This window comes from Comamonas testosteroni, assembly GCF_014076415.1.
Taxonomy (GTDB): Bacteria; Pseudomonadota; Gammaproteobacteria; order Burkholderiales; family Burkholderiaceae_C; genus Comamonas; species Comamonas testosteroni_F.
In genome coordinates, this window is the sequence record NZ_CP043568.1 from 5,581,707 (window position 1) to 5,593,114 (window position 11,408).

Annotated in this window: 10 protein-coding genes; 5 read left to right on the plus strand and 5 right to left on the minus strand. The window is 62.7% G+C overall.

Going from position 1 to position 11,408, the window contains the following annotated elements:
- The first annotated feature begins 18 nt into the window (after positions 1-18).
- The 5 genes from F0P97_RS25705 to F0P97_RS25725 all read left to right on the plus strand — a co-directional run bounded on the left by F0P97_RS25705 (position 19) and on the right by F0P97_RS25725 (position 5,901).
- Positions 19-1,986 (plus strand): site-specific recombinase, encoded by a 1,968-nt coding sequence (locus F0P97_RS25705; protein ID WP_182284876.1) that lies wholly within the window; start codon positions 19-21, stop codon positions 1,984-1,986.
- A gap of 62 nt (positions 1,987-2,048) precedes the next feature.
- Entirely contained in the window at positions 2,049-3,026 is a 978-nt protein-coding gene (gene thiL / locus F0P97_RS25710; protein ID WP_182284877.1) for a thiamine-phosphate kinase, read from the plus strand.
- A 98-nt stretch (positions 3,027-3,124) separates the two neighbouring features.
- Entirely contained in the window at positions 3,125-4,741 is a 1,617-nt protein-coding gene (locus F0P97_RS25715; protein WP_182284878.1) for a DUF4139 domain-containing protein, read from the plus strand.
- 21 nt (positions 4,742-4,762) lie between these two features.
- The gene (locus F0P97_RS25720; RefSeq protein ID WP_182284879.1) at positions 4,763-5,356 is read left to right on the plus strand and encodes a phosphatidylglycerophosphatase A; all 594 of its coding nucleotides are present in this window, start codon (positions 4,763-4,765) and stop codon (positions 5,354-5,356) included.
- Between the two features lie 23 nt (positions 5,357-5,379).
- Positions 5,380-5,901 (plus strand): CinA family protein, encoded by a 522-nt coding sequence (locus F0P97_RS25725; RefSeq protein ID WP_182284880.1) that lies wholly within the window; start codon positions 5,380-5,382, stop codon positions 5,899-5,901.
- Here F0P97_RS25725 and F0P97_RS25730 read toward each other — a convergent pair.
- The 5 genes from F0P97_RS25730 to F0P97_RS25750 are packed head-to-tail and all read right to left on the minus strand — an operon-like array spanning position 5,864 to position 11,368.
- Complete coding sequence (locus F0P97_RS25730; RefSeq protein WP_232538062.1) at positions 5,864-7,390, minus strand: pilus assembly protein TadG-related protein; 1,527 nt, start codon at positions 7,388-7,390, stop codon at positions 5,864-5,866. The genes F0P97_RS25725 and F0P97_RS25730 overlap by 38 nt on opposite strands.
- A gap of 55 nt (positions 7,391-7,445) precedes the next feature.
- A complete protein-coding gene (locus F0P97_RS25735) occupies positions 7,446-7,871 on the minus strand; it encodes a DUF3613 domain-containing protein (protein ID WP_182284882.1) in 426 nt (141 codons plus the stop codon).
- 17 nt (positions 7,872-7,888) lie between these two features.
- Complete coding sequence (locus F0P97_RS25740) at positions 7,889-9,553, minus strand: tetratricopeptide repeat protein (RefSeq protein WP_182284883.1); 1,665 nt, start codon at positions 9,551-9,553, stop codon at positions 7,889-7,891.
- 4 nt (positions 9,554-9,557) lie between these two features.
- Complete coding sequence (locus F0P97_RS25745; RefSeq protein WP_182284884.1) at positions 9,558-10,502, minus strand: type II secretion system F family protein; 945 nt, start codon at positions 10,500-10,502, stop codon at positions 9,558-9,560.
- A complete protein-coding gene (locus F0P97_RS25750; protein ID WP_232538063.1) occupies positions 10,502-11,368 on the minus strand; it encodes a type II secretion system F family protein in 867 nt (288 codons plus the stop codon). Before F0P97_RS25750 ends, F0P97_RS25745 begins: the two co-directional genes overlap by 1 nt.
- Between the last annotated feature and the right edge of the window lie 40 nt (positions 11,369-11,408).

Below are 11,408 nucleotides of genomic sequence, written 5' to 3' on the forward strand. Positions count from 1 at the left end.
GCGAGTACCCACATTTGCATGAAGAAAAGCACTCTTGATCTGCCCGGCCTGCTCGCCTCCCTGGACCCCGATGCAGGCCTTGCGCAACGCCATCTGTGGCTGATTTATCTGGCCGAATGGATTCGCGCGGCGGAGCCCTCTGTAGAAGGTGCCGTGCAGCGCGTCAAACAGGTCGTCGAGGCCTTCGAGGCTGACCCCGAAGCCCTGGCCCGGCTGCGCCGCTGGAGCCAGACGCTGATGGAGACGGTGGACATCACCGCCCTGCTGGCCGATTTCGGCTTTGCGCCGCGCACCGCCATGGCCAGCGAGGTGGCCGAGCGCCTGCGCTACAAGCTGCTGCCCAGCACACCGGAGACCGAGGACGCCTCCGAGCTGTTCATGCTGGTCTTTCCCGACCGCTTTGACGCCCGCTGGCTGCATGCGCTGGACAGCCAGCTCATGGCCCGCATCACCACCTTGCTGACCCCGCAGCAGCTCGAAGAAGGCGTGAGCTTCTGGGAGCGCAACCTGCTCGACGCCATCACCTATTGCGCGGGCCAGATTCTCTCCACGGGGTTTGCCCCAGAGCTGCGCCTGCGCATGAGCGAGCAGGCGCGCGAGGAAAAGCCGTTTCATGCGCTGATCCACGATGTGGAAAACCTGCGTGTGGAGGTCATGCTGCCGCTGCGCACCACCGACAGGCGCGACGCCGCAGCCGCCCAGCTGCGCGAGCGGCTCGAGGCCTGCCGCGCCGCCGTGTCCTCGGTCTACTCCTATGTCGAAGCCGAAGGCATTTCCGTCGGCCTGATCTTCCGCCTGCGCCAGGTGCGGGCGCGCATTCTGCGCATTCGCCGCCTGCTCGATTGCCTGCTGGCAGAAGACCGTGCCTACGAGACGTCCGAGCTGCTCTCCAACCTCGTGGCCGTGGGCATAGAGCGGCGCAGCGTGCGCGCGCTGATGTCCACCAACTCGTCGCTGCTGGCGGCCAAGGTGGCCGAGCGCAGCGCCGAAACCGGCGAGCACTACATCACCCGCGATGGCAGCGAATACCGCAAGATGGTGGCCAAGGCTGCGGGCGGCGGCCTGGTGATGGCCTTCACCACGCTGGCCAAGTTTGCGCTGTATGCGCTGGGCCTGTCCGTCTTCTGGTCTGGGCTGGCAGCAGGCGTCAACTATGCCATCAGCTTTGTGCTGATCCAGATGCTGCACTTCACGGTAGCCACCAAGCAGCCTGCCATGACGGCGCCGGCCATGGCCGCCAAGCTCAAGGACATCCAAAGTGATGGATCCATCCAGGAGTTCGTCGATGAGGTCGCCCATCTGGTGCGCTCCCAGGTGGCCGCCATCCTGGGCAACGTGCTCATCGTCTTCCCCGGGGCACTGCTGCTGTCGCTGGGCTATGCCTATCTGGTCGGTCATCAGGCGCTCAGCACCCCGCATGCGCGCCAGGTGCTGGACTCGCTGAGTCTGCTGGGGCCGTCCGTGCTCTTTGCCGCCTTTACCGGCGTGCTGCTGTTTGTCAGCAGCCTGATTGCCGGCGGTGTCGAAAACTGGTTTGTGCTGCGCAATATCGATTCGGTGATTCGCTACAACCCGCGCATCACCCGCTTTCTGGGCACGGCTCGCGCGGATCGCTGGGCGCGCTTCTTGCGCAAGAATGTCTCCAGCCTGGCATCCAATATCTCGCTGGGTTTCATGCTGGGCCTGGTGCCTGCATTTGCGGCCTTCTTCGGCCTCGGACTGGAAGTGCGCCACGTCACGCTCTCCACCGGCCAGATCGGCGTCGCCGTGGCATCCCTGGGCTGGGAGGTGCTACATGACGACCTGCTGTGGTGGGCCGTGGCCATGCTGCCCTTCAATGCGGCGCTGAATGTGGGGGTGAGCTTCTACCTGGCCTTCCGCGTGGCCCTGCGTGCCCACAACGTCAGCGGCGTGGACCGTTCGCGCATCTACAAGGCCATACGCCAGCGCTTCTGGCGCAGGCCGCTGAGCTTTTTCTGGCCTTGACCTTTAACCGCCGCCGACCAGCGGCCCACCAGGCCGCAGCATCGCGGGCGGCCAGAGATTTCATGGGTGAATTCGATCTGATCCGCCGCTATTTCCAGCGCCCCGTACGTCGCGCCGCCCTTGGCGTGGGCGACGACTGCGCGCTGCTGGCCCCGACCTCCGGCATGCAGCTGGCCATCTCCAGCGACATGCTGGTCGAGGGCCGCCACTTCTTTGCCGATGTGAACCCGCGCCTGCTGGGTCACAAGGCTCTGGCCGTCAACCTCAGCGATCTGGCCGCCAGCGGCGCCAGGCCTCTGGCATTCACACTGGCCCTGTCCCTGCCCAGTGCCGATGAAGCCTGGATCAGCGAGTTTGCAGCCGGTCTGCTGGCCCTGGCCGATGCCCATGAATGCGAGCTGATCGGCGGCGACACCACGGGCGGCCCGCTCAATATCTGCATCACCGTGTTTGGCGAAGTCCCTGCCGGCCAGGCCTTGCTGCGCAGCGGCGCCAGGGCCGGCGACGAGATCTGGGTCAGCGGCAATCTGGGCGATGCACGCCTGGCACTGGAGGCCATGCTGGGCCATGTGCGCTTGCCTGCCGAGCTGCTGCAGCAGACCCGCCAGCGGCTGGAAGCACCGACGCCACGCGTAGCCCTGGGCCTGGCGCTGCGCGGCATTGCCAGCAGCGCGCTGGATGTCAGCGACGGCCTGCTCGGCGATCTCGGCCATATTCTGGAACTGTCCAGCGTCGGGGCCACGGTAGACAGTCGCTGCGTCACGCCCTTGATGGCTGCGGCCGCCTATCCGCAAAGCGGTGCATGGCAGTTCGATTCAAAGCTGCAGCAGCAATGCACACTGGCAGGCGGCGATGACTACGAGCTGTGTTTTACCGCCCCCGCAGCTTGGCATGACCAGGTGCTGGCGGCAGGCGCAGCCAGCAGCACGCCGGTGCATTGCATAGGCCGTATCGATGCCGAACCGGGCCTGCGCGTGATCGACGCAGACGGCACCCTGCAGCAAAACCGCTGGAAATCCTTCGACCACTTCGGCAGCTGAACGCCGAGCACGCGGACAGGAGGCGGCCGGCACCTGGCAAGCGGCGCGCCAAGAGCCCTGGGTTAAGCTCAAGCCCTCACTGTCCACAAGAGCTACCAATGCGTTCAAGCCGTCTTCTGCCCGTGTCCATGGTCTGTGTCGCAGCTGCTTTGCCCGGGATCGCCCTGGCCGACGCCAGCAGCCTCAGTGTCTCTGGCAATCGCGCGCCCATCACAGAAGTCACGCTCTATCCCGGCATCGCCGCCGTACAGCGCGAGGCACGCATCGACGCCCAGACCCGCCTGCTCAGCTTTGAATGCCTGCCCGCCAGCGTGGATACGCAGAGTCTGCAGATCAGCGGCGACGAAGGCGTGCGCGTGGGTGAGATCAAGACCCTGATGCAGTCCAGGCAGATGGCTGCCAAGGAATGCACCAGCCCGCTGGACCAGCAGATTCGCAGCCTTGAGGATCAGCTCGCGAACATCGAGGCCGAAGAAGGAGCAGCCAGGCTGGTGGGCGATTTTCTGCAGGGCATGAGCAAGCCCGGCGACGACGCCAGAATCAACCCCGCTCAGATCGCCGGCACCAGCCAGGCCCTGCGCCAGACCAGCCGCGACAACAGCCTGCGTGCTCATCAGATTCAGCGCCAGAAGCAGGATCTGCTGGCGCAGTTACAGCCTCTGCGCCAGGAGCGCGACCGCACGGGCTCCGAGCAGTCTCAGGTCATGAAAGTCAGCGTGCAGCTGGCCAGCGCACGCGCTGCCAATGTGCGACTGAGCTATCAGGTGCGCGGCCCCAGCTGGCAACCCAGCTACCGTGCACAGCTGAACACTGCCAGACAGCAGGTGCAGTTGGAGCGCCAGGCCCTGGTCGTGCAGGCCAGTGGCGAGGACTGGAGCAATGTGCGCCTGCGCCTGTCCACCGGCCAGCCCGGCCGCAGCACCCAGGGTGTCATGCCGCGCCCCTGGGCGGTGGATATCGCCCAGCCACTGCCCCCCGCCGCTCCGGCACCAGCCCCCGTCGCCATGCTGGCGCGCAGCGGAGCCAAGGCCATGCGCGAAGAGTCAGCGGCATCCGACTTGCCGGTGCTCGATGTCTCCAGCATCGACACGGCCTACAGCACGCAATTCATCGTGCCGTACAAGATCAGCGTACCTTCCAGAGCCGAGCGCATCACGCTATCGCTAGGCCAGGAAAATCTGGCCGCCAGCTTGCTGACCCGCACCGCGCCAGCCATGGAAGAGGCGGCCTATCTGATTGCCACGTTGCAGGCTCCGTCGGGCATCTGGCCCGCAGGCCCGGTAGCCCTGTTCCGGGACGAGGCACTGGTTGGCAATGGCAGACTGGACTTTGGCAACGCCCAGGCGCTGGCCCAAGGGCTGTCTTTTGGCCGCGATGAAAATGTCGTGGTGCGCCGCCTGCCTGCGCAAGGCCATACCGGCAGCGGCGGCTGGGCCAACAGCAAGACCGAGCGCAGCATCGTGCGCAGCTACGCCGTGGAAAACCGCCACAACCAGCCCATCGCACTGCAGGTGCTGGACTCAGCCCCTGTTTCGCGCAACGAGCAGATCAAGGTGCAGTCGCAGTACAGCCCGCAGCCCGCCACCACCAGCTGGAATGCGCAAAACGGCATGATTGCCTGGGAGCAGAATCTGGCCGCCCGCAGCACGACCCAGTTCCAGGCCACGCACCAGATCCGCTTCCCCGAAAACCAGCCCATCACCGGCCTGCAATAAGGTAGCGCGTATCATCACTTCATGACGGATGATTCATCAAACAGCGCTGCAGCGCCTGCCGATATTGCGCAAGAAGCTATCAATAACAAAGCACGCCCCGGCATGAGTGCGGCGGGAATCGCCCACCCCAGCGTGAAGTTCATGCTGCAACACCCGGCCCATCTGATTGCTCTGGGCTTTGGCTCCGGCCTGCCCCGCGTCGCCCCCGGCACGGTGGGCAGCCTGTGGGCCTGGCTGGCCTATCTGGTGCTGGCACTATGGCTGAGTCCGGCACAGATCGGCTGGCTGATTGCCGCCAGCATTCCCGTAGGCTGGTGGGCCTGCACCGTCACCGCAAAGCATATGCGCGTGGCCGACCCCGGCCATATCGTCTGGGACGAAGTGGTCGCCATGTGGATTGTTCTGTGGCTGTGCATGCCCATGGGCTTCTGGGGTCAGCTCACCTGCTTTGCGCTGTTCCGCTTTTTTGATGCCGTCAAGCCCCAGCCCGTCAAATGGGCCGACCGTCTGTTCAAAGGCTTCGGCCTGCGCGGCGGCTGGGGAATCATGTGGGATGACCTGGTAGCCGCTTTCTGCACCCTGTTGGTGGTCGCCCTTTGGCGACATTTCTTCTGACTGTGCAAGCCATGGAGGAGACGATGAGCAAACAAGAAGCCCATATCGGAGAACTGGTGCAGCAGCTGGCAGCCAGACTGACCGAAAAAGGCTGGATGCTGGCCACCGCCGAAAGCTGTACCGGCGGCATGATTGCAGCGGCCTGCACCGATCTCGCAGGCTCCAGCCAGTGGTTCGAGCGTGGCTTCGTGACCTACTCCAACGAGGCCAAGACCGAGATGCTGGGCGTGCCCGCCGAGCTGATCGCCAGGCACGGCGCCGTCAGCGAAGAAGTCGTGCGTGCCATGGCAGAGGGCGCCATCCGTCACTCACGCGCCCAGGTCAGCATTGCCGTGACGGGGGTTGCGGGCCCGAGCGGAGGCTCTGCCGAAAAGCCTGTGGGGACGGTTTGGGTGGGCTGGGGCGTTCACAACACCATCCATAGCCAGTTGCTGGAGCTGAGCGGCAGCCGCACCAGTATTCGCCTGGCGAGTACCAGCCAGAGCCTTCAGCACCTGTTGTCTGCCATCATTCCACCAGCACCACATGGCGCCCAATGCAATTGAGCTGAGCGCCGATATCTGTCTGGGCCAGATTTAACCCCAGCAGATTCAACACCAGATTCAACACTGCATCCAGCACCAAAGTCAGCGGGGCAAGAACCAGGGCCAACAAAGCGCCAAGCAAGCCCAGCTGGTCGGTCAGAGACTTTATCAAGCTATCAACCAAGTTGCTCTGATATATGGTTGCCCATTTGGCAGGCTCACTCAGATTCGGAGGATTCTGATAGTCCAGCCTCTGGGCTTTGGAAACCACCGGTATTGTTATCTCTACAGGTATTGTCAATTTGGGAACCAGAGGTAGCGGAAGAATGTCGACCGCGCCTTTCAACGCAACCGTTCCAACTCCCGTCACGCCATTCACGGTCATGCTTTTCTGAGGCGAGCACGTATGATCCGTCAGCAAGGCACTGCCTTGCGCCAGCTTCACATCCAGAGACAGACTGGCAGCGACCAGCGCCAGATTCAGTTTCAGCCCGGTCACCAGATCGATCTGAGATGTCTTGGCCTCAATCCTGTCTCTTACCGGATCACCTATTGCGCTTTGGGGCGGTTCAATCACTTTCAGATTCAAACCCACCCCCACCAGACCCAGGTTGACATTGACGCCGACCTTAGCCGCATTCTGGCTGTTGGCGAGTTGCGCAACAGTAGTCACCAGGTCCAGAACATTCACATCCGTTCTCAACGCCTCGGATCCGAGCCCTGTGCCCAGCTTGAGAATATCCTGCAGTGCAATTTGAATATTGCCGACCCCCAGCGCCAATGCGTTGAGCGCATTGACAGCCGCCAGACTGCCTTGCTGTGGCAAGGCATCCAGCATTGCCAGCATGACCTTGTCCAGCGTGACCTTGGTCTTTACGACCTGGTCGTAGTCACCGACATTCAAGCCAGCCCTGACTGCCAGGGCATCAAAAAAACTCAACAAGCTGATATTCGAATTGGCAATGCCCTGCCATCCGGCAACACCGAGATTGATCTTGCCTCCAAGCAATCCGCCCACCACGGCGTCCAGGAGAGCAGACCTTTCCGTATCCAGTGTCAACAGGGTCGAGCGCACGGATAGTCTGGCGATCCTGGCCGACTGCATTGCTGTGGCCTGGGCCGATATCTGGCGCCCGCTTTCAGCTCCGGCTGCAAAGACAAACAGGAACGGCACTGTCCTCTGAAAAGACACCCGGCACGCATTGATATCGCTGACCTTGCTGGCGCTGCCAAAGAAGGGGCTTGCGCTTTTGTCCCAACGCCCGGCCTGTGCAGTCACGAGCTCGGAAACCACGCTACCGTTAAGCCGCAGATTTCTCTCTGCATTGGTGCGACAGGAGGTCTGGTCCAGAGCACCACTGGCGCCCGCCAGAGCCGCCAGATCCGCAATCTTCTGCAGCTCGCGCCTTTGCCAGAACACATTGCCGATATCGATGGTTGCCAGGCAGATCACGGCAATCATCAGCCAAAGCGCCCCCAGCGTCGCCACGGAACCCGATTGGCGACGCATGCGAGCACGGCTCAGGCCTGTTGCAAATGACTGCATGCAAGAACCCTGTGGCCGCCTAACGGCTGCCGCCGGCTTTACTGCTCACCTGTGTTTCCGAGCTTGCCGGGATCTTGTGGGTAAAGCTCTCCAGATAGCGCTGATAGCTGCGCTGGGCCACATCGCTTGTCACGGGATAGGCGTTGCGCGATGCGTACTGGCCGCTGGCCTGCAGCGCCAACAGATAGCTGGTGGCATCGCCCACACGATTGCTTGCCGGCGGTGTCAGGGAGGCATTGCCGGGAGCCGGAGTCTGCGTCACTGCGGCCTGTGCAGTTGCTGCGGGCATCGCTGCCGCACTTCGGGGTGCACTCATATCGCTCACGCCCGTACCGGAGCCGGTACTGCCGCCGGCCTGCGCCAAGGCAGCCGAGGCCATGCCGAGAGCCATCAACGCCAGGGTGAATGCGCGGGCCCGTTGGGTGAATGCTGTCTGCGTATTCATGGGGACTCCTTGAAGGTTCAGGGCCAGGCACGCTCGGGCGCACTCTGCTTGGCAGAAGCTGCAGGCTTGCTGCCGGCATCTTCATCGGGTGTTTCAAAGAACAATCCACTCGCCGCTGCGCGCTGGGGCAGCATGGCTTGCACGACCTGTTTGCCGCCGGATTCACCGGCCTGGCGAACGGCGACAGGATGTGCCGCAGCCATCACCACTGCAGCCTCCGGCAACGATCTTGTCGCTCGCGCGGGCTGGCGCGCGATCATGGGCTGCGCTTCAGGCTCGGCGCGCGAAGCCGGTGCCGGCTGCATCTGCTGCAGCTTTGCGGGCATTGCCTCCGTCAGCAAAGACTGTGCCGGCTTGTGTGCCTCCTGCCTGGCGGACAGAGAAGCCGTCGCCACGGTCGCCTCCAGCAGCGGCGCCGTTTTCGCTATCAAGACAGGAGCCCTTTGCGCCTTATCTGCGGTTACTTCAGGCTGCTTTGGTACTGAGGTCCTTTCCAATGGAACAGTAGCTGCTACATCGACAGGAGCATCTGATGCCTGCACAGGAACAGGCGGCGCGTAGGCATAGGTTTGCGGAGCCGCCTGCATGAATTGGCTCACCCCCTGACCGGGGTGACGCGGCCTTCCTGCATCAAAGCTGCTGCCGGAGACCATCCACTGACCACCGCTGGGCGCCCGCTCCACATTCCGCGCCACCAGAGGCTGCGCTTGGGGCAGCGGCAACACAGCGGTAGGAAATGGCACAGACTCCGCTGCCTTGACTACCACTACCGGAGCCTTGGCGGCCTCAGGCTCCGGTGCGGACTTTTTTGCGGCGGGCACCTCCTGCGCTGCAGCAGGCTCCGGCACTTCGGCGGATTTCCCGGAACTGACCACGGCCTCGGGGGCCGTCTTCACTTCCGGACGGGAAAGGTTGACAACCTTGCCGGTCGCAGTCGCGGCAGGCTTTGCTGCTGCCAGGCTTGCAGTCCTCGCCCACTCCCCGGCCTGCTCCTTGACCAGTTGCTGGGTCTGTGCGTCCAGCTTGCGCTGGCGCATGAATTCCTCGGCCTGCGCGCTCTGGCCGCTGACCATCATGAACAGGCTCAGATTGACGTTGACCTGCGCATCCTCGGGATTGAGCTGCGCCGCCTGCATCAGGGGAATGCGCGCTGCGTTCAGATCATGCGCACGCAGATAGGCATAGCCCAGATCGGTCAACAGGCGCGAGTCCACAGGATTGCTCATGCGCGCCTGCTCCATCTGCTGAGCGGCACTGCGAAAGTCGCCCTGCTCTGCTGCCACACGGCCCAGGCCATAGCGTGCAGCACCATCCTTGGCGCTGCCGAGCAGGCCCTGGTAAATGGGGATAGCCGCACTGAGCTGACCCACCTGACGCAATGCATCGGCGCGCAACAGCCGCGAATCGCTGGAAGCGCCCCATTGCTTGTCCAGTGCATCCAGGTGCGCGATGGAGGCATACCAGAGCGACTTGGACTGCATCTGCTTGACCAGAGAGAGGTAGGTGTCCTGCGTGTCGACCACAGCCTCCTTCTCCAGCGGCATGTCTGCCGCAGCCTTGGCCGCCGGCGACAGCGCGGGCTGGTTCTGCCCCAGCAGATTGCCCACGCTGGAGCAGCCCGCCAGCAGTGCCATGGCTGCGGTCGCCAATGGCAGCATCAGATATCGGCTTTCTTTTTTCATTTGTTTATCCCCCCAATGCCTTCATCACGGCCAGAAAGCCGGGTCCGGCAGTCACGATGATCAGGGCCGGAAGCAGCGTCAGGACCATGACGCCTGTCATCTTGACCGAGATCTTTCCTATCAACTCCTTCATCTTGGCCTTGCGCTGCTCGCGCAGACGCTCGCCAAAAATGCGCAGAGGCTCCTGCACGGCTCCGCCGTATCTGTCGATCTGAATCATCAGCGATGTCAGATTGGCCAGGTTGTCGTTCTGATAGACCTCGCTCATGCGAGCAAAGGAACGCTCGCGCGTGCTGCCCCGGCTGTACTGCTGATTGGCCAGCTGTATCTCTCGCGAAAGCACGGGCATGACATTGCCGAAATCGGAGCCAATGACCTGCAGGGTCTGGTCAAGACTCATGCCCGTGCCTTGCAGCAAGCCCAGCAAATCGACAAACAAAGGCAGCTCGCGGGCAACGCTGGCCCTGCGGCGGCGCGCCACGCTGCGCAGCACCCATTTGGGAAGCAGGAAACCTATGGTGAATGCTGCAAACAGGTAGAGCAGAAAATGCTTGTTACCTGAAAAAACAAAGGCAGCCAGCAGTAAAAGCAATACGGAAACCACGCAGCGTGCTATCAGGTATAGCAGCTGCGCGCGAGTCGATCCCCAGCCACATTTGCTCAGCAAAATGCGGTCTTCCTGCGCCACCAATGCCTTGCCCAACGATGTATTGAGCCAGTGCGCAGGCAGTTCGCCATCGCCGTTGAGCGAGCGCAGCAGATCTGCGGGCTTGGAAGGCACTGCAGCCCCGTTCGCGGCAGCAGCACCGCTGCGGCTCAGTGCATCCTGCACCACCTGACTGCTGCGCTCACGGCGCTGATGCGCATAGGCAATCAAGACTGCACCGATCAGCGCAGCCAAGGCCAGAAATGCCACGCTCAGCATCAGCAAAAGACGGGATGTCTCCATCAATCGCCCCCCTCGCCGAGCTTGGCCATGCGGTAGAGCAACAGCACACCAAAGACCTGCAAAGCAGCCGCCGCCCAGATGATGTTGCGACCACTGGCGTCATTCCACATGTTCAGAAAGTAGCTCGCATTGAAGGAAATGATCAGACAGCATACGGCCACCGGCAGCAGGCTCAGCACCCAGGCCGACATGCGCGTTTCGGCTGTCATGGCAGACAGATCCTGCTCGGCCTGCTCGCGGTCTCGCATGAAATTGGCCACACGTTCCAGCAGCAGATCAACCCGGCCACCATAACGAACGCTGATGCGCAGAATGGCGGCCAGCAAATGCAACTCGTCCAGTCTTGTCTGTCTGGCCACATGGGCCACCGCGTTCTCCAGGTCCATGCCCGCACGAGCCAGACTGGCAGCTTTTTCCATGATCGATTGCAACGGGTCTTTGGTGCTGGCCGCTGCCATCTGGAAGGCTGCCTGAACGGAGTTGCCAATCGTTACCAAACGCACCGTGTTGTCAAGAAAGCCGGGTAACTGCTGCGTGAGCCTGACGCGAAACTTCTGCGCCCGCGCGTAAAGCCAAAAGAAGAAGCCAATCCCCAGCACCACCAGCGCGGCACTACCGGCCAGCCAGCCGACCGCAAGACCAACTGCCAGAAACGTCGCAGCAATCAGGACCAGCCCGCCATAGAAAACTCCGGCACTAACTGTCCCCAACAAGATGGCGGGAACCGGCCAGCCGGTTCTTTTCTCATTGCCCAGCAAGGCATCCGCCACCGAGCCATCAAACGCCGATGCCGCTGCATCCTTGGTGACAAACCCGGCGACGGCGGCCGCGCTTTTTTCCAGGCTCTGCTCCAGATGCCTGGTCATACGATGTGTCCTCTGCTGCCGACTGGCAAGCATCCACAGT